Below are 24,890 nucleotides of genomic sequence, written 5' to 3' on the forward strand. Positions count from 1 at the left end.
ATAAAGGTGACTGATATTGGTTTAGTATAAAGCAGCCTTTATCGCATTGATAATGAAGATAAATAAATAGCGACAAATTGTTTTATATGATATTTTTTCAATATGTTTATAACAATTAAACCAATTAATAGCCAGCCTTATCATGATGTTATTTAGACAGGGATAAGTTTATATTTTCAGGCATGACTCCATAGAGCACGCTATCTTAAAGGAACTTTAAGGTTTTCGCAACGATGGAAGCTATGGCCGAGATTTACCACCCTTAAAAATCCCCATTAGAGCTGTCAGCTAACGGACACCGAATGAAAAACGTAATTTTAATAACAGATGTAAACTTCTGGGAAAAGTGTTCTGGAAACCGGGCGCGGATCGAAGCGCTGATCAGTTATATTGCTAAACACGTGAAACTTACTGTCGTTAATACTGGACCCGCGCCTAAACATATGGAAACCTATCTTGCAGACCGCTATCAGGCAGAGTTCATTATTTTAGAGAGCGACAGGATTCTCAACTCAACCGCTTACATCCGGAGGCTCCGTTCTGTGATAAAGAACAGGAGCTTTGATTCGATAATTATAGAGTATGTACACAGCAGCTATTTTTTAAATTGTTTTCCAGAGAACGTCAGGATGATTCTGGATGCACATGACATTGTCAGTGAACGTGCACGACAGTTCGCCGCTTTTAATTATCAAGGCGTTTTATACGAAATGAATGAAGAAGATGAATACCGCCTGTTTCAGTGTTATGATCATGTAATGGTGCTTTCTTCCAATGATCAAACAATAGTTTCCGGTGTTTTAGGGCCCGAGCGTACAATTCTTAGTCCTCATCCGGTAGTCACCACTCCGAAAAAACTACGTAATGCTGTCAGCAATATAACCTTTATCGCGAGTTCATATCTGCCCAATGTTGATGGTATAAGCTTTTTTATTGAAAACTGCTGGCCCGCTATCCGTTCGAAATATGATGTTACGCTTAATGTCATTGGAACGGTGTGTGAAAAGTTCCAATCCGCTCCTGAGAAAAACATTATGATAAAGGGCTTTGCTGCAAACCTGGATGATGTTTATGCCGATGCCGACATCATTATCAATCCGGTACGGTTCGGAGCGGGACTTAAGATTAAAAACATAGAAGCGCTTGGTAATGGTCTGCCACTGGTAACAACTTCGCACGGTGCTTCCGGACTGGGTAAAATTCCTGCGGATATTATCAAAATAGCGGATCAACCGGAAGAATTTGTAAATGCAGTGGTACAATTGATCGATAATTATGAGTTACGGAAATCACAGGGTGCTGCCGCTTATCGGTTCATCAGGCAGAATTTTTCCGAAGAAGTCTGTTTTTCCGGCTTACTGCATATTATTGCCTGACATTGTACAAAAAAATAATATTTTATTCTTGTTTTTTTGATACTTAATATTTAGTTTTAAAAACCTTGTAACTAATTATAAACCTATTCATGCTTTATCTCACAAATCGTCCCAACGCAGTGTCGGTGATTTTTGAACTGTTTAACTATTTCAAAAAAAATATTGGCGAGTCATTGATTGCTGAAGAACTGGAGAAACACCCTGAATATGCCAGCTTACTCGCAGTCAGCGACGTATTGACTGTTCTGGGTGTCGAAAATGCCGCGGCCAACGTAAGTTTTGACGACCTGTCCGACTTGAGTTTGCCATTTATAGCGCATACCAATTACCCGGATAATCAATTTTTGCTGGTGACTGGGATGGAGTCAGGCAGGATAGCTTTATCAGGAGGAAAATGGAACAGACGCAAGGAAAGTCTGACAGAGTTTAAAAAACATTTTACAGGGGTTGTTTTAATAGTTGAAGAACCTGGTGATGTTCAATCTCAACCCCGAAAATCATTTCTTGACAAAGTCCTTTCGCCACAGGCTGGCGGGCTACTTTTATTAAGTATATTTTTAACCGGCGTAATATTTAAATCCGGTTTTTTTAGAGGCGACCTGACCTGGCAGACTTTGTTCCTGACACTGATTAAAATCGCCGGCCTGGCGGTTTCGGTATTACTGTTAATCCAAACCGTCGATAGCAATAATCCACTAATACAAAAAATATGTAAGAGCGGGGAAAAAGTAGATTGCGACGCTATATTATCTTCACCCGCGGCTAAAATCTCGGCGAATCTGTCATGGAGTGAAGTTGGCTTTTTCTATTATTCCGGGACGCTCCTGTTATTATTATTTGGAGGATTTACGGCCTTTATAAGAGAGGTTATCGTTTTGCTGAACATCGCGGGTTTACCTTACACTTTTTATTCTATTTATTATCAGGCTAAAATCAAAAAATGGTGTTTGCTGTGCTGCACTGTACAGTCCCTGTTATGGATAGAACTGATCCCCAATTTAACCCCTTTTCCCATACGATCATTTGCTTTACCCGGAACAAGCGAATTTGTCACTGCTTTTATTTGTTTAATACTGCCCGCAGCTTTATGGATGATGACCAAACCGTTGCTCATGAAGGCTCGGCAAGCATCAACTCTTAAAGACCAATTAAGGAGTTTTAAATATAACACCGATACTTTTAGTTCCATTCTGGGTGAACAACCTAAATATATCATGCCGAATCAGGAATGGTCGATTGTCCTCGGAAATGCTGAAGCAAGCAATACCATCACGATGGTTACTAATCCGTTTTGCGAGCCCTGTTCTGCGGCTCATGAGCTGTTACATGAACTGTTGGAACAACGCAAGGACTTACAGGCAAGAATCGTTTTTATATCGAAAGACATAAACCCTGCAACTCCCGTCGGAAGCCATCTGATGGCACTAAGTAAATTGGCCGACAAAACGATAGTCAAAAATGCATTGAAAGACTGGTACGCGCAAAAGCAAAAAAATTACGCAAGCTGGGCGAAGAACTACCCTGTCGAGTTAACAGGTGACGAACAAGGGGAAATCGAAAAGCACCGGGAATGGTGCGATATCGCCAAGGTAAAAGGTACACCTACAATGTTGTTGAACGGGACATATTTGCCGCAGCAGTACAAAGTATCAGACCTGAAATACATGCTTGAATTTTCCTGACATGAATTCGGAATGAGATCGTTTTACCCAAACATGAAATTTAAATCAATTTTAACCTATAAACTTAAATTTTAACAAAATGAAAAAAATGAACCTGAAAAACATTAAAAGTGTGCTTAGCCGGACAGAGATGAAAAAAATTATGGCAGGAAGCGGACAAGGAACTTGTTGCATCTGTTTCGATCTCTGCACAGGGGCGACCAAGCGAATTGAAACCACGTCTGACTGTGGAACTGTATGTAACGGAGGATGCGAACAATCTGGCGGAGGCTGCGGATATTAATGTAATTGATCCAGCTAATCGTTCATTCGACTAAAACCCAAAGAATTCGAAACCAGCGAATGGTTGAATTTCAGAGGAATAAAAAAATGCAATTAAAAGCATTTCAATGCTTTTAATTGCATTGCAATGATAAAGATCATGATTGAAAGCGGCCCCGTTCACATTTGTTCCCGTCGCTTCGATCTCTGCTCAGGTAGTGCAACGCAATTTACACTATAGGAGGTACAGAACTGCGTGTAACGGCTAATATAAAATCGCTGGATGCTAATTGATCACGTAAATGCTGATCGAATAATTCTTTCTATAATTATAGTAGCTGCCTGACTTCGGACGGCTATAAATTCGACCTTACGAGTTAAGTTATGATATCCAGCAAAATAAGTATCGGCCTTGTTGCTTGTTATATTGGTAAATTACCATGGTATTTTGTTTACTTTGTTCACTCTTGCTCGTATAATCCGGATATTGATTTTTTTATAATAACGGACGATGAAAGCTACGATAGCCCGGTGCCTTCAAACCTGAAGATCATTAGACAGGATATCAAAGAAATCAGGGCCATCGCGAGCAGTAAACTTCAATTGGAGGTTGCGCTTTTTAACGGTTATAAACTGTGTGATTTTAAACCTGCTTATGGTATCATATTCTCTGATTATCTTGAAGGATATGATTTTTGGGGACATACAGATATTGATATCATTTTTGGTCAAATCCGCGACTTCATCAGTGACGAACTATTGACTATGCACGACTTGATCAGTGTGAGACCCGATTGGTTGACCGGCTGCTTTTTACTTTATAAAAACGTACCCCATATAAACAGACTGTTTATGCAAAGCAAAGATTATATCCGGGTATTTACTAGTAAGGAGCATTTTTGTTTCGATGAAACCAACTTCGCCCATGACGCCTTTTCCGCGGGAAAGATGTTTTACGAAGTTAACACAGATGTTGAAAGCATGATGCATGTGGTGCAAAAGGCAGCCGTAAATCACCAGATAAAACCTTTTTTTGACCTGTTCATTATTGAAGGAACTCCCGGTAGGCTGCACTGGAGAAACGGAAAGCTCTACTATCGAAATAGATTTGAAATACTTTTGTATCACCTGATTTATTTTAAAAAGCAAAATCCGCCATCACGAGCCCCTCAATTTACCACAGTGGGCTTTAGCATAGGGCCATCGAAAATCCGTCATCACAAAACACCTCTTTTCTGCAATGAAGTTTAAATTCTACAAGCAACTTGACAGTATGGATTGCGGGCCTACGTGTTTGCGTATGGTGGCGAGCTATCATGGACGTAAATTTCAATTGCGCACACTGAGCAATATCTGTGGCTTCAATAAAGACGGCGTTTCGATGCTTGGCCTTAACGATGCTGCACAAAAAATCGGTTTTAAGACCCTTGGTGTTAAAATGACGGTACAGCAATTGAATTTTGCTGAAAAGCCGGTTATTCTTCATTGGCGGCAAAGTCATTTCGTCGTGCTTTATAGAATAAAAAATGACAAATATTATTTGGCAGATCCGGCATCTGGATTAATAACGCTTAACGAAAACGATTTTAAAAATAACTGGTTAAATGACGAAAAGGAAGAAGGAATAGCGTTGCTTCTTTTTCCAACCCCGGAATTTTATAAGCAGCAGGGCGAAAAAAAAGAAAGAGTGCAATGGCTGTTTATATTCAGATACCTGATCAAATATAAACAGCTATTGTTTCAATTAATTTTAGGTCTGTTAATTGGTAGTCTGCTGCAATTGATCGCACCTTTTCTTACACAGTCAATAATTGATATCGGTGTCAATACCCATAATATCAGCTATCTGAATACGATTTTACTGGCACAGGCCGCTTTGATCGTCGGTAGAGTTAGCCTCGAATTCATTCGCGCCTGGATAATCCTGCACATAAGTACAAGAATCAATATTGCAATCCTGACGGATTTTTTGATTAAACTGATGAAACTGCCGATGAGTTTCTTCGATACGAAAATGACCGGGGATATTATGCAAAGAATGAATGACCAAAAGCAAATCGAGACATTTTTAACCAGTTCGGCGCTGACGACCGTCTTTTCGGTATTTAATTTAATTATATTTTCGGTTGTATTGGCCTTTTATAATTTAAGCATATTCTATGTTTTTGCCGGTGGCAGTTTATTATACACATTTTGGGTGTCTTTATTTTTGAGGCAAAGACGGGTGCTTAACTACAAGAACTTTGAAATTGCCGCAAAAAATCAAAGCTGCATGGTTCAGATGATAACCGGTATGCAGGAAATCAAACTGAATAACTGTGAACAGGAAAAAAGGTGGGAATGGGAAGAAATCCAGGCCAAGCTTTTTAATTTTAGTGTAAAGAAAATTGCACTTAGCCAGTATCAGCAGGCAGGTACAACTTTTATCAATGAGGGGAAGAACCTCCTGATTACTTTTTTAAGTGCCACCGCCGTTATCAATGGCCAAATCTCCCTTGGAGCAATGCTTGCCGTACAATATATTGTTGGCCAACTGAGCAATCCTGTCGATCTCCTGCTGGCATTCGTTCAAAATTTTCAGGATGCCAGGATTAGTCTTGAACGATTGAATGAAATTAATGAAATGCAGGATGAAGAAACTGCAGAAAAACAATGGATATCTCATTTACCCACTGATAAAAGTCTCAGCATAAACAACGTGACATTCAGATATCCAGGTGCTGGCAATGAAGCCGTGTTGAAGAATATAGATCTGTATATACCTGAAGGAAAGACCACTGCCATTGTAGGAATGAGCGGAAGTGGTAAAACTACGATATTAAAGTTGCTAACGAGGTTTTATGAACCGGAAAGCGGCACGATAACCATTGGCGATGAAGTTATTAACCAGATAAAGTTTAAAACATGGCGGGAACAATGTGGAATGGTGATGCAGGATGGTTTTATTTTTTCTGATACCATAGAACGGAATATTGCGGTCGGAAGTGGCAAACCGGACCTGACCCGTCTTGTTCGGGCCATTCATGTGGCCAATCTTAAAGATTTTATAGAAGGGCTGCCCCTTGGTTTGAATACGAGGATAGGATCGGAAGCAAACGGAATAAGTCAGGGGCAACGCCAGCGTATTCTCATCGCCCGTGCTGTTTATAAAGATCCCCATTATATATTCTTTGACGAAGCTACGAATGCATTGGATGCCACTAATGAACATATCATCAATGAAAACCTTAAAGCCTTTTTCAAGGGACGGACGGTGCTTATTGTTGCTCACAGACTAAGTACGGTCAGCCATGCAGACAACATAATTGTATTGGAACGGGGAGTTATTACAGAACAGGGAACGCACAGGGAACTTACCGATTCTAAAGGTCGTTACTACAGCCTGGTCAAAAATCAATTAGAATTAGGAGCATAGGAATGCAAACAGATACAAATGACACACCTATACGGTCTGCCAGCCAAAGACATACAAAAAATATCGCAGATATTATTGAATCACAGCCACAGTGGCTAATTCAATGGGGAACTACGTTGTTATTTTTTATTGTAGCGATTGCCCTCTACGCTGCGTCTGCTATCCAATATCCTCAAGTCGTGACGGCAAAATTGAAGCTAATGAGTATCAAAGGCAATTGTCTCGAATTTCAAATACGATCCGGCGAAATTAAAAATTTCAATGTCGGTCAGGAGCTTGTCATCCTCAGCAGGAATCTTCAATCTGACGGCACAGCACGTTTACGGGCGCAGGTATCGTCCGTATCCGGTAATCCCGGCGATGCCATCCTTGTTCTGACAATTACGCTAAGGGGGGATGATCTTTTTCAAATATCGAAGCAATATCAGGAGGGGGCCGTGGTCAACATGGAAATTGTCATCAAGAAGGAATCATTTTTACGACGAATCTTCAATAGGCTCTCCTTTTAAATGTACAACATAGAAGTGCACAAGGTTATCTTATGAAACATAACGACCCGAAAATATCTTTCTGCACGGTTTGCATGAACCGTTTACATCATTTAAGTAAAACCCTGCCTCAAAATATCTCCGATAACCGAACATATCCGTGTGTCGAGTTTGTCATTGTCGATTATAATTCAAGTGACGGATTGTATGAATGGATATCCACCAATTTCCGGAAGGAACTCAGCACGGGTTTGGTCAGGTATTATCGTACCAATCAACCACATTATTTTAATCGTTCGCATTCCAGAAATATGGCTTTCAAAAAAGCGAGTGGTGATGTTCTATGTAATATCGATGCGGACAATTTCACCGGACCGTTTTTTGCACAGTACATCGGTGAGTATTTCAAGTCAAACCCTAATGCGTTTTTGACACCTGATTATAGTGTCAGAGACGTCATGGGGCGTCTGTGCGTAAAGGCAACTGACTTTGCTGAAGTACGTGGGTTCAATGAACATCTGGAAGGATACGGATATGATGATATGGATATTTATAAACGCCTTGAAGCGAAAGGTTTACTACATGGATTTATCGATAAGCATCCGGAGTTCTTAAATGCCATCAGCCATCCCAACATAGAACGGTATCAGAATGAATTTTTAGGTAAGCATATTGAAAAAATTTACATTGCTTATTTAAAGCCTTATTTATCAGAAGTTATATTCTTTTTTAATGACGGCCGCTATGAAAAAGGCCGGATATTAGACAGTGAATTAATTAAAGCCAGGAAACTATTCAGAGGCAGCGAAGATAACGAGATTTCACTTCTTAGTGGGTGGCAGTCAGGTTCCTGGCTTTTAAAGGAGGAAAACTATTTGTTATCCGGCAATACGCAAAAGTTAATGAAGATGGTTAAAGTTGCTGAAGGTGCCATAAATTACCGGGACAGAATATTTTTTGAAGTGTCAGATCGTAATGTATTTGATCAATTGATCATTAATAAATCAGAAATAGATAACCGGAGAAAATGTTTTTTTCATGAAAGCTATGTCAACAGAAGTTCGGTGAATACGGAAGGGTATGGACAGGGTGAATTATTGGAGCTTGTTCCTAAAATATAATGACTAACCGGGCACTCATTCGATTTTCCATCTACTATGCAGATCAAGCCTGGCAGGAACTGATCAGAAATGTTATCGCTCCTTTTTTGAAACAAAACCAGGTTTTTATCGCACATTTCTATATATTCCTGTCGAACTACCGTGGGGATCATATTAAGTTAATCCTGGAACCGGAGAAGGGGTACAAGACAGTTCTTATCAATAGCTTCAGAACCCAGGTCTTAAACTTTTTGGCAGAGATGCCATCCTCGGAACCATCAATCAGGTTCACCCCGGGCAAAAGTATCTGGATGAATTACGCTAATAATTCCTTTGAAATCAACAATTATGATACTTATTTCTTAGCCGATGCAAGCCCTTTATTAGATTTTACCAGGGCTACGTCGCGTATGATTCTAAATCAATTTCTAAGCGGGCAAATTGAAGAGATGGAAGACATCATTAATTTGGCCACGCATCTGTTACTTAAATTGATCTCTAACCATGTTGATACGCAAACTAATGCCTTTTTTGATTCCATGGTAAAGCAGCTTATAAACGATTTGGGGGCGTCCAGCGATTCGGAAACTATTGGCCAGGTATTAGAAGACTCGGCAGACGCCGCAACTCATAATCAGCATATTTTACAATCGTTTTGCGCATATAATCCTGTTGATGAAGAATCATCATTGGAAGATCAAATAATATTATCAACTTGGCTGATACAGGGACAAAAACTAATCTCCGGCGAAGGAAAAAAAAAATTCATAGAAACCTTTTGTTATCAGATCGGTTTGAGCGAACTTTCCAAGTTGTATGTTTTAAACCTGATCGGTCATTTCTGGCGACACTCTGGCCAATCTTGATTATCTGCCGTGGCATTATATGAATATATGTCTTAAAACGTCTCATCTTTCGCGATATTTCTCAATTTATACGTTATGTTCGATTAAGTCCCGTTCTGATTGCAACCCCGTCGTTTCTTAAAGTTTCATCTTTTATTCTTAAAATCCGGGAACTCGTGAGAATCCCGGATTTTAAGAATGTAGGCTTTAACATCCACACATGCTGCAGCAATTAAAGTCGGCGCTGCAGATGCACCGCCATCCTGCTCCTCCGCAGCAATCCCGGCCTGTTAATTGCCTTATCTCAGGTTGTGCGTAAAGGTTCCTTTAAAGTCTGTTAATGGTTTTATACATGGAGAAAACTGAAATGGCTTTTGCGCATTAAGCTATTGTGATGTTGTCAATTCTCCCAACGTCTTTGTACCAACCATGCTCAAAATAGACACAATATACCCTTAGATCAGATTTGGCCGCTTTATCAAACGTCTGCGTAACGGATATGCCATGTTCAAGGTCTTCATTTTCATTTTTAAAAAATTCCCAAAAAGCAGGACTCCATAAGGCAATTCCCCAAGTGTTATTAAATGCGGTAGACGCCGGTTTTTCTTCGGTGCCAATAACACGCTGATCGCTAGTGAACTCCACCGGGGCGAAATGTTGCGGTTCGTTCGTGGGAAAAACTCCTAATACGAGATCGGCATTCTTTTCATCCATCATTTGCTGCAAACTTTCAAATCCATTCGCCGGAGAAAATAGCGTATCAGGCATGGCAAAGCACGTGTATTTATCTTTCAGCCAGGAATAACCGGATAACAGCGCGTCGGCTAAACCTGCTGCCTTACCGTTGTATAAATAGGCGATATGGTGATTAAATTGTTTTCCATCTTCGAGGTATCGCATGATCTCCGGTTTCCATTCAGGTACAACGACATATATATCCTGGATTCCGGTCAACGAAAATGCTTTGAGCGAATGTTCAATAAGTAGTTTAGGACGCACATATTCATCCTGGTTGACAGATTCATAATAAACAGGAAGCAGCTCTTTAGGATATCTAAAGGGGCGCATCCTCATACCATGCCCGGCGGCCGGTAACAGTCCGTAAAGTTTTTTCATTGGTGGGTTGTTTTAAGAAACGAAAAAAATTATTTCAAATCCAGAGCTAATAACTCCATGTTTTTTTCGAAAAGGTTTATGTCAACGACATAATTGGCAGTAAAATAGTCCGCTTGTATATCTGATGGTTCGCATATCTGGTGGTAGTAATGATGTTTTAATACCTCAGATAGGCTCCAAAAAGCAACACTATGCCAATCCCTGCTATTTGTCAGTCGTTTCTGGAACTCAAAAACAACGCCCCCTGGGGGCATAAAAAGCATATTGGTCAAACCGGAGCCATGGATAGAGATCACACATTTCGCCCTGGAATAAATCGCTACCTGTTCAAAAAAGTCATAATCTTCGTTATATATGACTTTAAAACCATATCTTTCCAGAACCGGGACTAATTCGGGTTCGTTAATGATCTTTTTTCTTGCTGCCTTCTCCCTGCTTATATAAAGTCGGTCGCCGAGATTAAAGTTATAGGTATAATTACTGGTCACATAATTCAGATAGAAGTCCCTGACCTGCAGGAGGAGTTTATAATCATAAGATTCTATGAACGGCTTAATTTGCGGAAGGCATAAATTTCTTACCATTAAGCTTTTCCCCTTGGGAATGTAAAAGATTTTTCCGATGCCAAAAGGTAGCAGGGTTTTGTTCACAAAATCGATGCCTGCGTATTCTTCAGGCAATAAAAGTATGAGCTGTGACAGATTGTCTTTGACCGCCCAAAGTCTGAATATCGATTCACATAGCCAATGGTAATACATAAACCAGGGATGGTGAATCATTAAAAAGCGATCCTCACTTTCGAGGTATACAAGTTTATCTGGATTGTCAAGTGCATCGTAATAATAGAAACTAGCCTCTTTCAAATATTTATCGAGGTGTGCTGGATATGCGTGATGTGATTCTTTAACGAGGCCGCTATCGTTAAGGCAAAAACCGCTGTTTGTTACAAATACGTTTTTTAAATTTTTAACCTTTATTTGCGGAGTTTTGAAAGACAGAAATGAGGCGAATAAATGTTTCTCCCCTTCTTGCACATTACGGGGAAGCGATAAAACAATACATTCTGGCATAAGTAGTGTTAGGTCTGCGGACTGTTTAGGTTTATAAACTCAAGTAATCTGTTCTGCCGCAGGCAACTACTGAAAGATAGTTTTCCCAAAGGAAAATACAGGACAGCAAAAGCAAGCGATAATAGAGATTATGGGTTTATGTCTGGTGTTATAAAAATAATATTAAAAATTCAAAATGCAAGTATGCGGATAATAATAATTGTATCGTCCTGTAAAGATGGTTCTGAATCTTATAGGCTTATTTACAATGCGTTGTCCGAAGGCAGGCTTCTTTTAGCCTCCCCTCATAACAGGTCATTTGCAGGATCGAATGGCTGCGGAGGTAGATTTCTTATAGCCTGCGGAAACTCCGTGATCAGCGATGCTTTTGCATATCTTTCTTTTCTAATATGGCTAATGGAGTTTTTTAGGAGGTTGCAAAATGCGTTGATGAGCCTTCTGCCTGCCCCCGGTGATATGGTTACCGCGAACTTTATAACGTTTCGGTGACATGTGTATACAGATTTTGATATCCGTTTTCACCAAAATAATGACCGCCACATTGTGCTTTAAACAGGAGTTAAATCCTAATGAAATGATAAATCAAATAGGCAGGCATGTTTTGAGAAAGAAGAATCACTTATTGAAAAAACAGGGAAAACATTGTTTGACGATCAGCGTTGAGGGCGCTAATTGCAACTATCAAGCTGCCTAAGTTTAGACATGTCCTGTGCGACTTTCATATCAAGGATTTTCGCGTAGTGCTGAGTTGTTTTGATATTGGTATGGCCGAGCATTTTAGATACGCTTTCGATAGAAACGCCAGTGGGTTAAAAACAAAAAACGCCGTAAATAATTTTACAGCGCTTTTTGATCCTAATTGATATCTGGCGGAGAGTTAGGGATTCGAACCCCAGGAACCTTTCACAGTTCAACAGTTTTCAAGACTGCCGCAATCGACCACTCTGCCAACTCTCCGGCGACAAAAGTACAAATCTGAACCGAATTGCCAAATCCTAATTGGTACTTTAAGCTTAGGTTAAGTAAATGTTATAATACAGTGCCTGTTTATCAGGTTATTATAAATGCATTTTTTTTTACGATCAGCCATTTTAATTGCAAAAATCAGCTAAAAACCGCGTTCAATATGTTTAGTAAACTGTATATCATGTTCTGCAGGCCTCATGCTTTCAAATAACATTGCAAATCCGCTGGCCATTTGCTTAAATAGCTGCTCATCGAGGCTATACTTAATTGAACCGCGAAACCCATGCGCCTTGATTATTCCCATCCGTTTTAATTCGGCAAGATGCTTGGTTGTTGTTTCATGGTTAAATGGAATTGTGTATAAACTTTCTTTAGATATTGAATTGTTGTTAGCTATGATGATGCGGACAATAGCAATCCTGACAGGTAAAGCCAGGGCTTTTGCAAAGTTGGCCAGCTCGTTATCGGTATTTGAAAATTTTAAGTTAAAATAAGGCATAACTTATCCGTACGTTTTTTTGCATTTGACATAGCAGCGATGGTGGCCGTAAAATGCAGGTGATAAAAATTAAGAAACATTGTAAAAGGTATCAGCAGGAGAGGAGCGATAGCTCAGATTTTCCAGGTACGGATAATGGAAAAGATATTGGCGGTGTAAAATATCTTGTGGGCCCTAAATCTATCCTGAACATCATTTTTTGTTAAATATCGGAACGGACAAAACTCAAAAGCGCGTATTAATCTGAATTGATTAGTTAAGGCTACCAGGTTTTTACCAAAGACAACACGAGGGCGTGATAAAAAAAGAACCGGTATAGATTTGTTGTTAGCGGTACTTGAAATGACAGCGTTACTTTGTTTTACCTGATTGTTAAATAAATAATACGCTCCGGTTTTAGTATGACCGGCAACTTTAGGACACCGTGTAACATACAGGCATGAGAAAAAGAAGTACCCAATTGCTATAAATAAACAAAGTATTCTTTTTCCTAATGATACTGACCTCATGAACCGGATTTTCAAAATACAAATTTAGCTGCGCAGTGTTATTATTGTGTTTATCAATGATTAAAATAATATTAATTGAATTGGCGTTTAATTGTTAACTTGTATAAAAGTTATAAGCCCGGGCTCTTTTCAATTCTTTTGCAGGTAATAATTCCCTTTTGATGAACGGATATGTTAAGATTTTATTAGCTTGTTTGTCGCTTTTTAGTACGATTAACTTGTATGCTCAAAACAACAGGAGGCTTTGCTTTGCTTTTTATGATGGTACATTTAATGCTGATGCAGGTACCTTGCTTCTTTCCGATACTGCACATGAGCCATCTTTAAAAAACATCGAAAACTTTTATGATAATGTCAACGCGGGTAATTATAATTCTTTACTTCAGGCATTGTTAAGTTATAAAGAGGAGCACAAATTAAACGACTGGCTTTACTATCAGCTTGTGCGCAAAACTGCACAGCAAATAAGCCCCAAAGAAAAAAACTATAGTAACTATACCTTATATAAATGGTTCCTGATGGTTAAATCTGGGTATGATGCCCGGTTAGCACTGGCTGGGAAAAAGATCATTTTTTATGTGTACAACAACGAGGATATATCCGATATACCTTCATATACCGTTGACGGCAAAAAGTATATGTGCCTGAATATTCATGATTATCCGGGTACAGATCTCACAACAGAGCCTGCTATGCCTGTTAATATCGATGTACCTGGGGCTGTTAACCCGTTTTCATATAAAGTTACACGGATGCCTGAATTTACGCCGGCGGATTATATTGAAAAAGATTTGCAGTTTACCTACAGGCACAAGGCATACTATTTCAAAATTAAGCTTAATCCATTGGTTGATTCTATTTTCAGGAACTACCCGGTTGTTGATTTTGAATCATATTTCAATATCCCTTTAAGTAAGGAAACTTATGGATCACTGATCCCTTTACTTAAACAAAATGTGAGCAGGATGGATGTCACAAAAGGAGTTGATTACCTGATGCATTTTACCCGGTATGCCTTTTTGTATGAAAATGATAATATAAATTTTGGCAAGGAGAAGCGGCTAAGCCCGGAAGAAACCTTGTTTGCACAGTATAGCGACTGCGATGACCGCGCTGCGCTGTTTTTTTACCTGGTAAAAGAGATCTACAATTTGCCTATGATAGCTGTGTTATATCCTACGCACATAACTATGGCAGTGCAATTTGAAAAACCGGTTGGGAAACCTTTGCTTTATAAAGGAAAAGCTTATTCATTTTGTGAACCTACACCACAATTGCACGATTTAAAGATAGGGCAGGTGTCAGCCTCGCTTACACAAATACCGTACAAGGTTGTGTATGAATATACCCCATAAACTAAATTCGGGGAATATGTCAGGCTTGTTGTTCTGCGTTGTTAATGGCACTAAGCATATTCTCAAACTCAGCTGTATACCTGTTCCAGGTGGGCCAGTTTACATCATATAACGATTTTTTGCCATCAATTGCAACTGTGATTAGCCGGGCATCCAATAATTCTTTTAAATGATGTGATACAGTTGGCTGCGCTAACGGAAGTATTTCAACTATTTCGCCGCAAGTAAAATGTTTATGCTGCGCCAAAATGCGCATAATGGCAATCCTGGCGGGGTGAGAAAGCGCCCTTGCTACCATTGATATATCCTGATCTGTTGCGGCAAACTCAGCCTTTTTGTGATTAGCCATGTTTAAATGTGTGCTGCAAATATATAATTCATATTAAAATCTAAGTCATTAGAAATTTGCCTCTTCATTTAATCTTCATGATATTAGATAAAATCCATTCTTTTCTATTTAATTTAATATTTAAGATATTCGATTTGATAATTCTGACTTAACATGAATTTAATTTAACGGGGATACTTTTGACCCGTCATTAAAAATTTATGAACAGAATCAAAACGCTACTCCTGTTAACCTTATCCGTATTTTTTATCGCCTCCGGCGCTTTTGCCCAGGGCAACGGGAAAATAGTTGGTAAAATCATTGATCAAAAAACAAGCGAAACCCTTATTGGTGCTACTGTTGGTATTGAAAGTTCCCAAAGGGGGGCAGCCACTAACGTGGACGGAAGCTATGTATTAACTGATGTAAAACCAGGAAGATATACCTTGATCATTAAATATATTGGTTATCAAACCAAGTCAATTTCGGATGTTGAGGTAAAAGCCGGGGCCGCTACTTCACTTGATATTGCTTTAAGTGCAGCAACTTCAACTACACTTAAAGAGGTGGTTGTAAAAGCTACTTATAGGCAGGCTTCTGTGGCTGCCCTGTATGCGGTTCAAAAAAACAGTGCTTCAATATCCGATGGCATTTCATCAGAATTAATTAAAAGGTCGCCAGACCGTAGTACAAGTGATGTTTTGAAAAGGGTAAGCGGTACAACCATACAAGACAATAAATTTGTTGTGGTAAGAGGTTTGAGCGATCGTTATAATACGGCCTCGTTAGATGGCTCTCCGCTGCCAAGCACCGAACCCAACCGCAAAGCCTTTTCTTTTGATATAGTTCCTGCAAGTTTGATCGAAAACATCATTATCAGCAAAACTGCTACGCCTGATATCCAGGGAGATTTTGCAGGTGGTAACGTGCAAATCATAACAAAGGATATACCCGATCAGAACTTTGTAAGCCTCGGAGTAGGTGTGGGGTATAATTCACAAAGTACCTTTAAAGATTTTCAAAGCGGTTTTCGTGCTACCAGCGACTACTTTGGTTTTGACGACGGAACACGTAAGCTGGTGAGCAATTTTCCCACAACAACTCAAATTGTTAACAAACAGTTAAGTACCACTCAAACAATCCAGTCTATAAGGAGCCTGAATAACGATTTTAATATTTACAAGAGCACTGCCTTACCAAGTCAAAATTACCAGTTTACCATAGGGAATGTAAAAGAACTTGGCGCTAATAAAAACAGGCTGGGTACCACGGTGGCGTTAACTTACCGCAACACACAGACTATAATACCCGACCTGATACAACAATTTGATAACTATAATTATAGCAATACGCAATATAAGTTTTCGACCAATGTTGGCGCCCTCGCCAACCTGGCATACAGCTTTGGTAAAAATAAGATCACTTTAAAAAATCTCTACAATCGGGTTTTTGATGATCAGTTTACTTACCGTACAGGCTCAAACTCCAGCAACGGAAGCTATGACAGTCGTTTTTATGCTAACGACCTGCTCGAAAAATCTTTGTTTAAAACTACGCTGGAAGGTGAGCACGCCCTTGGCGCAAAAAGCTCAAAGTTGAAATGGAACCTTGGCTATAGTAATATCATTAATGATCAGCCCGATCAGCGTAAAACCAATTACAGGCAAAGCGCTGCCGGCGAGCCATTTTATGCCCAGGTTACTAACCTGAGCAAAGAGAACGCCCGTGTTTTCTCTCACTTAAACGAAAATATCTACTCTGGTAAAGTGGACTTTAACCTGCCCGTTAACTTATTTAAACAAAGTACACTTAAACTGGGTGTTAATTCGCAATACCGCGACAGGAAATTTGATGCAAGGTTCATTGGGCTTGTTATCAATACTAACAATCCTGATTATGATATCAATACCATATTACAACGGCCAATCCAAACCATTTTTGGGCCAAATCTTGTCAACACCGGTCTTTATTCGCTTGATGAAATTTCAAACCCGACAGATAGGTATAACGCCCATAGCTTAACTAACGCCGGCTATGCAATGCTTGATAGTAAGTTCAGCGAAAAAATCAGGATAGTATACGGTTTAAGGGTTGAGAAGTTTAATTTGAAACTTCGTACAGAAGAGGTTGCTGTTCAACAGCCACGCGCGGAATTAGATAATACCGACTTTTTACCATCAGTAAACTTTACCTATAGCCTAACGCAAAAAGCAAATTTCAGGGCTTCATATTACCGAACTGTTGCCCGTCCCGAATTCAGGGAACTTGCACCTTTTGCTTATTACGATTACGAACTATTGGCAACCCTGCAGGGCGAGCCTGATTTGAAACGTACACTTATCGACAATGCCGATTTGAGGTATGAATTTTATCCTTCAGCAGGGCAGATCTTATCCTTCTCTGTTTTCTATAAAAAATTCCAGAATGCTATTGAACCTAAGATCGAAGATCAGAATTCTTCAACTACTATCAGCTACTTCAACTCAAAATCGGCATACGTATATGGTTTTGAGATGGAAGCCCGTAAAACGCTTGATTTTATAAATGGTGGTTCTTTCTTTAAAACTACAACGGCATATGCTAACCTTTCCATCAACAAATCAAAAGTAACCAACCCTGATGACGGGGTAGTGAGGCTTGAAAAAGACCGTGCCCTGGTAGGACAATCGCCTTATGTGGTAAATGCAGGTTTGCAACATACCGAATTTGACAACAAATTATCGGTGAATGTATTATTCAACAGACTTGGTAAAAGGATCTTTTATGCTGGCGGCGAAAGGTTTTCAAGCGTTTACGAACAACCGAGAAACGTGCTCGACTGCCAGATTGGCTACAAAGTGCTGAAAAGCAAAGGCGAAATAAAGTTAAGTGCTACGGATATACTTAACCAGAAATACAGTTTCATATATGAGCTTGATGGCAAGCCTTATATCCCATCCGGATCGGGCTATATATTCAAAAGCTACCGCACAGGCTCAAGCTACGCACTTTCATTCAACTATACCTTTTAACAACGGATAAGAATAACTTAAAACAAACTGATTCAAATCGAAAAAAGCAAAATTATGAAAAAACAAGGATTATTATTAGCGTGTATTGTGGCTCTTTTCACAGCTGCTTGTAGCAAGAAAGAAGCTGTTATTGACACTAATCCGCCAAAAGATACTACCAAAGTAAGTAATGTTGTTACTGTAACCGGCGATATTGCTGCCAACACTACCTGGAAAGCTGATAAAATTTATTTATTGAAAGGGTTTGTGTACGTTACCAATGGTGCTACACTTACTATTGAGCCAGGAACAATAATTAAAGGCGAAAAATCAAGCAAAGCTGCCCTTACAATAACCCGTGGCGCCAAGATCATGGCGGTTGGTACTGCCGATAAGCCGATTGTATTTACATCGCAATTTGATGCCGGCGCACGTGCAAACGGCGATTGGGGTGGCATTATCCTGTTGGGAAAAGCCCCTGTTAACCAGGGCGATAACGTTGGTATAGAAGGTGGCCTGGACGCAAAAGGCGACCCCGCCAAATATATCCAATACGGTGGTACAGATGTTAACGACAACTCCGGTACTTTGAAATATGTACGTATAGAGTATGCCGGTATCCCTTTTTCGCCTGATAATGAAATTAACGGTTTAACTTTCGGTGGTGTTGGTAAAGGAACTACTATTGATTATGTTGAAGTTTACCGTTCAGGTGATGACGCTTTTGAATGGTTTGGTGGTACAGTACAATGTAAACACCTTATTGCAATGGGTAGTTTAGATGACGATTTTGATACCGACTTTGGATTTGCCGGTAAAATACAGTTTGGTTTAAGCCAGCGCTTCAAAACCATCGCCGATATCTCTGGCTCAAACAGCTTTGAAAGCGATAACGATGGTTCTGGTTCAGACAAAACACCGCAAACTTCTGCGGTGTTCACTAACATGACATTGTTAGGCCCAATCACTAAAGATGGCGAAACTAACGTTAACGCTAACTATCAGCACGCTGCTCAAATTCGTCGTAACTCAGCTATAAGTATCTTTAATTCAATCTTCTCAGGTTATGTTGAAGGCATTTATATCGATGATACAAAAGAAACCACACCTAACTCAACTTTAGCTAACTACACTGCAGGTCGTTTGGTGTTCAAAAACAACATTATTTTAGGCAGCAACAAAAAAAGCAACGAGGTTAAAGGCGAAAACAAAGCATCATTTGAAACCAAACTTAGGGCTGATAACGTTTTTGATGCTCTTAAATATGCTGATTTAGTTATCAATGCCCCATTCAAATTCTCATCTGATTTTGCTAATGCAGGTACTCCTGACTTTACTGTGAAAGCAGGTTCAATTGCTGCCACCGGTGCTTTGTTTACTGATGCAAAATTAACCGATGCCTTCTTTGATAAAGTTGATTACAAAGGTGCTTTCGGTTCAACCGACTGGACTGCTGGTTGGGCTAACTTTGATCCTCAAACAATGCCATATACAACACCCGGCGCTGTTAAAAAATAATTAAACTACATGTTGAAAAAGGTCTCTCAGCAAGCTGGGAGGCCTTTTTACATTCATGAATATCATCCTGTTTTTTAGTGCTTATCTCATATCTATGCTTACATTAAAATCAAAATTTACTGAAACTGATAGTGAACTGGCCCGCTTTGCCCGCATACTTGCACTTCCTGTAAGAGTTTATATCATCAGGATGATTGTTGAAAATGGTAATTCCATCAGTAAAAAGGAGATTTGTAATGTGCCATTTGAAATGGAAAATATCCTGAAGCACGTAGCCGAACTTAAAGCAACAGGAATTATAAAAGTAAGCGGGGTAAAACCTAATACAATATACAGTATAGATATCCCTCTGTTTAACCGGATGGTATCGCGTTTTTTTTCGTTGTTTGATAATTTAAACAACATTGAGCAATTGCAGGCGCCAGCCTTAAAAGAAACCCAAACCGTAAGTAACATAGCCGGCACGGCATTGGAAACTCCTGGTAACAACCTTAGTTTTGGAGCATTTATAAAGAAACATCGTTTAGCATTAAAAATTTCGCAGGAAAAATTGAGCCGGGAAATGAATATCGACAGGGCCGAATTAAGCAGGATTGAATGCGGAAAGAAAAACCCCGGTTCTGAAAAGCTAATATTACTGTCGAAAGCCCTTTATATCGATCTGGATAGCCTTACCAGGGAGTACTACAGCTCAAGGATAGTAAATATGGTTGAAGAAAGCGGTTTTAGCGATGTAATATTAAAAAGTGTATTAGCCAGGCTCAATTATTTTTTGCCTGCGGTTTGATAGTTTTTGGATATGTGTAAATTAATATAAAATTAATATAGTTAATTGTAGCACAATAGGTTATCTGTACGTTATATTCAGTATAAATAACCTTTAATATGAAATCAAAACTTATCCTGCCATTATTATTACTAAGTAGCGCCGCTTTTTTTAGCTCATGCAGTAAACAAAAGAGTGAAAAAGACGAATTAAAAATAGACGACAAGAATTTGACTACATGTACAGCAGGCGCCAATTGTAGTTTCATGTTTACCGAACAAGCTGATTTTGAAGGCTACACTACGCTTAAACCAGGTACATACCGTGTATTTTGGAGCATTCAACAGGGTTCAGGTATTACCTCTACTTTATATATCAAAGCCCCTATGCCGGGTAAAAGTTTTTCGCTCACAAAAGCCGACATCCTTGCCGGTAAAATACAAGTTAACAGTTCATGTCCCGCTTGTTATATGATCCCATTTAAGCCGGTGGATGGTTACGTAAAAGGTATTAATACCACTCCGGGTAAGCCGGCCGATCAAACAAAATGGCTTGTAGAGGCAAAGATATTTTTACAGGCCGATGAAAACCCTCAATTAAAAGACACTGTTTTTATTAAACAATATTTTTATCCAAATTTTGTAATTGATTAGTCGTAATAATTGATTTCTTCCGTGGCACTCCAGGTTAATAAGAGTACCGTTTCATTGTATAGGTTCAGCTAAATTCCTTGAAAAAAGCTGAACGTTATGGATCATGCTGAAATTTGTAATAATTCTTTTTATGCACATTTGTTAATTGTAACGTGTTTTTTTGCATTGATAGCATAACTTTTAAGAAAATTATAGCGTATAAAGAAATGCCTAAAAACAACGAGCGCAAAACAATTTGAAAACGAGCTATCTGAAAATAACCCTGCTGTCAATCTGTGCACTCTTAATAAATATACGCGCTTTTGCAGCTACTTTTGATTGGAACGGAACTATTTCAACAAGTTGGACCACCGCCGCAAACTGGACTGTAGGAGGGGTTGTCGCACTCGAATATCCAGGTCAAAACAGGAATACCGACGTCGTGCAGTTTGGTGTAAACATAATCGCTTTATACCTTACTCAACCCACTTTAACATTAACCACCAATCAAACATTAACCGTAGCGTCAATTACATTCGGGCCAAGAGAATATAGCATCACCTCTGGTGTTACCGGCACTACTTTAACAGTCAATGGCACAACAGGGAAACTAATGGTTACAGGCGACATCAGCCAAACCCCTAATACCACCAATGGCTCCAATACAACCGTTAATAACTTTATAAATGGCACAGCTTCCGTTCAATGTGCCAACATAAGAGTCGGCACTTCCGGTACCACAGGGGGGCAAAACAGTTTCCTTTTTTCGCATGTAGCTAATTTATATGTAACCGGCAGCGTTTATCTCATCCCGAGTACAAGTTTAGTTAATGGCAGCGGCTTCAGGTTAGAGGATGGCATTATGAAACTTGATGGGCAGATAGTTATTACAAATCCCAATGGGTATACTTCAGGTAATAACCTGGTATATTTCACTGTAAATGGAACCTATAACACAAACTCCCCTAAAAGTAGTCCAAGTCTGTATCTTAGTAACAGTAGTGCGATAGCTTCAATAACGCCTCCCTACGGTTCTGTTAACTTTAATGGCAACAGACAAGGGGGGACTTCGGGGGGCAGGGTTACTATTCACTATACAGGGGCAAATCCTACAATTTATACTTCATCTTATACTGGCTTTGGATCTGGTGGAGGTTCATATAATGGCACTACGCCAACTTATGATAACCTCGTTATAGAAGGTACGGGTACTGCCACAATAGGTACCTCAGGCGCAACCAATGCTAGTACCTTAATACTTGATTCTGCATTTACAACTACAAGCAATGTAACGTTTGCTACATATAGTACTGCTACCACTGTAGGTACCGACTGGACCAATAGCGCTACCGTTACAGGTGGTGCAGGTACAACAGATATTAACCGCGACCTTAGCAATTCAGGAACAATGACCATGGGGGCGGGGAATGCAACCATTGCCCGCAATTATACCAATACAGGCACTTTTACACCAAACGCATCGGCACTGATATCATTTGATGGTACAACGCAAACTCTTACAGATGCAACAAGCACCGGTACAAATTTTTACAACGTGACTTTCACGGGTAGCGGAACCAAAACAATGGCATCAGGCAGCAAATTTACTGTTGCTCCATTATATACGTTAAATGTAAATTCATCGTCAACTCTTGCGGTAGGTAGTAGTTCAAGCACAACGGCGCTTACCTTACTATCCACACAGTCAGGAGATGCCAGTATTGGTACACTTGCGGCTGGTACTATTACTGGCAATATAAATGTTCAACGTTATGTGAAAGGTACTTTACGCCGGTATATGTTGCTTTCATCGCCGGTGCTTAATGGTACAACTACGTTTTTAACAACTGGGTCGCTTTCTACTTATAATCTCCTTCCACTTATTGCAACAACTTATATCACCGGGCCTGGCGGTTCAACAAACGGGTTTGATAATGCCACCGCCACGAATAATAGCCCTTCGGTTTTTGTTTATGATGAAAACGCACCTGCCAGTACAGATCCCAACCAGGTCGTAAATAATGAATATAAACCATTTAGTTCAACAAGCCAGGGGTTACCGGCCGCCAACGGTTTTTTATATTATTTCAGAGGGAGCAGGAGCGTAGCTAATCCATTTGTAAGGCCATTCCCCGCAACAGATAACGCCACTTTAAATTTTTTTGGAGCAGTCATTAAAGGTTCAGGAGCCACCAACGCACAACTAACAGCCAATATTGTCAATTTTCCTTCTACGCCGCCAACTTATTATACCGCTACAGCGGTAAGTGCTCCGCAAACCCTGTCGTTCAGTTCAAGTAATTCTACAAAAAAGGGGCTTAATCTTATTGGTAACCCTTATGCCTCGGTAATTGACCTGCACGCACTTTACCTGGCAAATACTACTAATAAATTTTACTACATGCTGGTAAAAGATGCCAGTACCGGAACCAACAGTTCGTCTACCAAGTTTGCGTTGTATGATGCCAGCACAGGCTCTGTAGGTGCGGGCTCAAGCCGTTATGCTTTATCCGGGCAGGGTTTTTTCACTTTAGCAGCTTCGGCATCGGCCATCAAATTTGATGAAAGTATGAAAGTGGCCTATTCGGCATATACAGGCGCCCCTTCATCCAATCCGATATTTAATGTGGTAGGTAATCCTGGTAAAAATATTGCCGCTTCATTTGCAAGCAAGGCTACCAATGATATTGAAAGCCCCTTGCCCCGCCTTACTATGGAACTGGTGCAGGATACAGTAGTTCACAACTCAACCGATATTAATTTCGATGGTAATGCCAGCTCTAAATTTGTTCCGGGCGAAGATGCTCCATACTATCAGCCATCCGGGCAGGGCGATTTGTTCTACTCGTTAAGCAGCGATTCGATAGGTTGCTTTGCTAACTACACCGGCAATCTCGAAAAATTAAAACGGGTAAACCTGATTGTTACTTTCTCCAATTATGGAACATATAAACTTACCTCGCCGGTAAAAAAGAATATCGACGCAAGGTATTCAATCTACCTCAAAGATAAATACACCAACGATTCGCTTGATGTTGTGCATAATGCCGAGTATGCATTTAAGGTTGAGTCAAACCCGGCGAGCTACGCTCATGACAGGTTTTATCTTAAAATTGGCATAGTACCCGGACATGATTACCGTCTATTGACCTTTACAGGGAAGAAAGTTACTGAAGGGATAGTCCTGAACTGGGAAACCAATAATGAAAGCAGCTTTACCAAATTCGCGGTTCAGAAAAGTGCCGATGGCGGCAAAACTTTTTTAACCGTCGATAGCCTGCAATCAACAGGGGCGGGTAAATATACTTATACCGATCAAACTCCGGGCAGCGGCCGGATCATTTACCGGCTGAGCCAAAACCTGGTAACCGGCGAAAATAAATTGTCTGATAACCTCAGTTTTGAAATACAGCCAGGCCCTGGTTTAAATAAATTCCTGGTATATCCAACCGTAGTTTCGGCCAGTACCGTTAATATAAAGTTAGAACAAACATCCTCCAGGCCTGTTAGGATAAGTATAGTTAGTCCTTCGGGGGCTATTGTCAGAAAGCTGTCGGCAACAGGTACAAATACCTTACAGGAAAATGTTAATAGCCTGGGCAGGGGACTTTACATAGTGGTTGCAGTTAATGAAAGCACGGGAGACAGAATTGGAAGCGGAATGTTCTTTAAACAATAACAGCATGTACATATTACCTATGATTACATCAAAATGGAAAACAATATTAGCTATTATAATAATCAACCTATTCGCTGTATCCTGGAGTTTTGCCGATCCGGGAGATGGTCTTTGCGATGGCAATGATGGCGGGCCGGATGGGTGTCCGTTAGATACATGGGTTTGGGTGTTAATTTTAGTAGCTGCGGCGTTTACCATAAAGCACCTGAGCCGGAGAAATAACGTAAAGACAGCGCCGCAACAAGCCGGCTGATCTGGGTACTCATTTTAAACCAGGGCGCAATGGCATGCGGGT

Annotated in this window: 18 protein-coding genes and 1 tRNA gene; 14 read left to right on the forward strand and 5 right to left on the reverse strand. The window is 39.9% G+C overall.

Annotated features, from left to right (window positions below):
• Window positions 1-302: 302 nt before the first annotated feature.
• The 7 genes from AC59JO_RS06895 to AC59JO_RS06925 all read left to right on the forward strand — a co-directional run bounded on the left by AC59JO_RS06895 (window position 303) and on the right by AC59JO_RS06925 (window position 9,188).
• Entirely contained in the window at window positions 303-1,376 is a 1,074-nt protein-coding gene (locus tag AC59JO_RS06895; protein ID WP_413668189.1) for a glycosyltransferase family 4 protein, read from the forward strand.
• A gap of 89 nt (window positions 1,377-1,465) precedes the next feature.
• The gene (locus AC59JO_RS06900) at window positions 1,466-3,058 is read left to right on the forward strand and encodes a vitamin K epoxide reductase family protein (RefSeq protein WP_497304325.1); all 1,593 of its coding nucleotides are present in this window, start codon (window positions 1,466-1,468) and stop codon (window positions 3,056-3,058) included.
• A 645-nt stretch (window positions 3,059-3,703) separates the two neighbouring features.
• A complete protein-coding gene (locus AC59JO_RS06905; protein ID WP_497304327.1) occupies window positions 3,704-4,570 on the forward strand; it encodes a DUF6625 family protein in 867 nt (288 codons plus the stop codon).
• Window positions 4,560-6,734: a peptidase domain-containing ABC transporter gene (locus AC59JO_RS06910; RefSeq protein ID WP_413668186.1), complete on the forward strand. Its 2,175-nt coding sequence runs from the start codon at window positions 4,560-4,562 to the stop codon at window positions 6,732-6,734. The genes AC59JO_RS06905 and AC59JO_RS06910 overlap by 11 nt, the downstream gene beginning before the upstream one ends.
• A 2-nt stretch (window positions 6,735-6,736) precedes the next feature.
• A complete protein-coding gene (locus tag AC59JO_RS06915; protein ID WP_497304329.1) occupies window positions 6,737-7,243 on the forward strand; it encodes a hypothetical protein in 507 nt (168 codons plus the stop codon).
• Between the two features lie 32 nt (window positions 7,244-7,275).
• Window positions 7,276-8,343: a glycosyltransferase family 2 protein gene (locus tag AC59JO_RS06920; protein WP_497304331.1), complete on the forward strand. Its 1,068-nt coding sequence runs from the start codon at window positions 7,276-7,278 to the stop codon at window positions 8,341-8,343.
• Window positions 8,343-9,188, forward strand: coding sequence for a hypothetical protein (locus AC59JO_RS06925; RefSeq protein ID WP_497304333.1), 846 nt, complete (start codon window positions 8,343-8,345; stop codon window positions 9,186-9,188). Before AC59JO_RS06920 ends, AC59JO_RS06925 begins: the two co-directional genes overlap by 1 nt.
• A 360-nt stretch (window positions 9,189-9,548) precedes the next feature.
• Here AC59JO_RS06925 and AC59JO_RS06930 read toward each other — a convergent pair whose 3' ends face one another.
• From AC59JO_RS06930 to AC59JO_RS06945, 4 genes are all read right to left on the reverse strand, one after another.
• Window positions 9,549-10,283 (reverse strand): sugar phosphate nucleotidyltransferase, encoded by a 735-nt coding sequence (locus tag AC59JO_RS06930; protein WP_413668182.1) that lies wholly within the window; start codon window positions 10,281-10,283, stop codon window positions 9,549-9,551.
• A 29-nt stretch (window positions 10,284-10,312) separates the two neighbouring features.
• Window positions 10,313-11,353, reverse strand: a complete 1,041-nt coding sequence (locus tag AC59JO_RS06935) for a glycosyltransferase family 61 protein (RefSeq protein ID WP_413668181.1) — start codon at window positions 11,351-11,353, stop codon at window positions 10,313-10,315.
• Window positions 11,354-12,220: 867 nt separating this feature from the next.
• A tRNA-Ser gene (locus AC59JO_RS06940) sits at window positions 12,221-12,310 on the reverse strand.
• 151 nt (window positions 12,311-12,461) lie between these two features.
• A complete protein-coding gene (locus AC59JO_RS06945) occupies window positions 12,462-12,818 on the reverse strand; it encodes a hypothetical protein (protein ID WP_497304335.1) in 357 nt (118 codons plus the stop codon).
• A gap of 670 nt (window positions 12,819-13,488) precedes the next feature.
• On the opposite strand from AC59JO_RS06945, the gene AC59JO_RS06950 reads away from it, so the two are divergent.
• On the forward strand, window positions 13,489-14,682 hold the full coding sequence (locus AC59JO_RS06950) for a hypothetical protein (protein ID WP_497304337.1): 1,194 nt from the start codon (window positions 13,489-13,491) through the stop codon (window positions 14,680-14,682).
• Window positions 14,683-14,701: 19 nt separating this feature from the next.
• Here AC59JO_RS06950 and AC59JO_RS06955 read toward each other — a convergent pair whose 3' ends face one another.
• Window positions 14,702-15,031 (reverse strand): ArsR/SmtB family transcription factor, encoded by a 330-nt coding sequence (locus AC59JO_RS06955; protein WP_413667980.1) that lies wholly within the window; start codon window positions 15,029-15,031, stop codon window positions 14,702-14,704.
• A gap of 200 nt (window positions 15,032-15,231) precedes the next feature.
• On the opposite strand from AC59JO_RS06955, the gene AC59JO_RS06960 reads away from it, so the two are divergent.
• The 6 genes from AC59JO_RS06960 to AC59JO_RS06985 all read left to right on the forward strand — a co-directional run bounded on the left by AC59JO_RS06960 (window position 15,232) and on the right by AC59JO_RS06985 (window position 24,848).
• A complete protein-coding gene (locus AC59JO_RS06960; RefSeq protein WP_497304339.1) occupies window positions 15,232-18,021 on the forward strand; it encodes a TonB-dependent receptor in 2,790 nt (929 codons plus the stop codon).
• 54 nt (window positions 18,022-18,075) lie between these two features.
• Window positions 18,076-19,518 carry a beta-helix domain-containing protein gene (locus AC59JO_RS06965; protein ID WP_413667982.1) on the forward strand — a complete coding sequence of 481 codons (1,443 nt, stop codon included), beginning with the start codon at window positions 18,076-18,078 and terminating at the stop codon, window positions 19,516-19,518.
• 94 nt (window positions 19,519-19,612) lie between these two features.
• Window positions 19,613-20,305, forward strand: coding sequence for a helix-turn-helix domain-containing protein (locus AC59JO_RS06970; RefSeq protein WP_413667983.1), 693 nt, complete (start codon window positions 19,613-19,615; stop codon window positions 20,303-20,305).
• 98 nt (window positions 20,306-20,403) lie between these two features.
• Window positions 20,404-20,937, forward strand: coding sequence for a hypothetical protein (locus AC59JO_RS06975; RefSeq protein WP_413667984.1), 534 nt, complete (start codon window positions 20,404-20,406; stop codon window positions 20,935-20,937).
• A gap of 235 nt (window positions 20,938-21,172) precedes the next feature.
• On the forward strand, window positions 21,173-24,595 hold the full coding sequence (locus AC59JO_RS06980) for a DUF8693 domain-containing protein (RefSeq protein WP_497304342.1): 3,423 nt from the start codon (window positions 21,173-21,175) through the stop codon (window positions 24,593-24,595).
• 4 nt (window positions 24,596-24,599) lie between these two features.
• Complete coding sequence (locus AC59JO_RS06985; RefSeq protein ID WP_413667986.1) at window positions 24,600-24,848, forward strand: hypothetical protein; 249 nt, start codon at window positions 24,600-24,602, stop codon at window positions 24,846-24,848.
• The last annotated feature ends 42 nt before the right edge of the window (window positions 24,849-24,890 follow it).

The organism is Mucilaginibacter sp. A5337, assembly GCF_059690695.1.

Coding starts and splice junctions, on each gene's coding strand:
- AC59JO_RS06895 (WP_413668189.1), top strand. CDS start 303: ATGAAAAACGTAATTTTAATAACAGATGTAAACTTCTGGGAAAAGTGT.
- AC59JO_RS06900 (WP_497304325.1), top strand. CDS start 1,466: ATGCTTTATCTCACAAATCGTCCCAACGCAGTGTCGGTGATTTTTGAA.
- AC59JO_RS06905 (WP_497304327.1), top strand. CDS start 3,704: ATGATATCCAGCAAAATAAGTATCGGCCTTGTTGCTTGTTATATTGGT.
- AC59JO_RS06910 (WP_413668186.1), top strand. CDS start 4,560: ATGAAGTTTAAATTCTACAAGCAACTTGACAGTATGGATTGCGGGCCT.
- AC59JO_RS06915 (WP_497304329.1), top strand. CDS start 6,737: ATGCAAACAGATACAAATGACACACCTATACGGTCTGCCAGCCAAAGA.
- AC59JO_RS06920 (WP_497304331.1), top strand. CDS start 7,276: ATGAAACATAACGACCCGAAAATATCTTTCTGCACGGTTTGCATGAAC.
- AC59JO_RS06925 (WP_497304333.1), top strand. CDS start 8,343: ATGACTAACCGGGCACTCATTCGATTTTCCATCTACTATGCAGATCAA.
- AC59JO_RS06930 (WP_413668182.1), bottom strand. CDS start 10,283: ATGAAAAAACTTTACGGACTGTTACCGGCCGCCGGGCATGGTATGAGG.
- AC59JO_RS06935 (WP_413668181.1), bottom strand. CDS start 11,353: ATGCCAGAATGTATTGTTTTATCGCTTCCCCGTAATGTGCAAGAAGGG.
- AC59JO_RS06945 (WP_497304335.1), bottom strand. CDS start 12,818: ATGCCTTATTTTAACTTAAAATTTTCAAATACCGATAACGAGCTGGCC.
- AC59JO_RS06950 (WP_497304337.1), top strand. CDS start 13,489: ATGAACGGATATGTTAAGATTTTATTAGCTTGTTTGTCGCTTTTTAGT.
- AC59JO_RS06955 (WP_413667980.1), bottom strand. CDS start 15,031: ATGGCTAATCACAAAAAGGCTGAGTTTGCCGCAACAGATCAGGATATA.
- AC59JO_RS06960 (WP_497304339.1), top strand. CDS start 15,232: ATGAACAGAATCAAAACGCTACTCCTGTTAACCTTATCCGTATTTTTT.
- AC59JO_RS06965 (WP_413667982.1), top strand. CDS start 18,076: ATGAAAAAACAAGGATTATTATTAGCGTGTATTGTGGCTCTTTTCACA.
- AC59JO_RS06970 (WP_413667983.1), top strand. CDS start 19,613: ATGCTTACATTAAAATCAAAATTTACTGAAACTGATAGTGAACTGGCC.
- AC59JO_RS06975 (WP_413667984.1), top strand. CDS start 20,404: ATGAAATCAAAACTTATCCTGCCATTATTATTACTAAGTAGCGCCGCT.
- AC59JO_RS06985 (WP_413667986.1), top strand. CDS start 24,600: ATGTACATATTACCTATGATTACATCAAAATGGAAAACAATATTAGCT.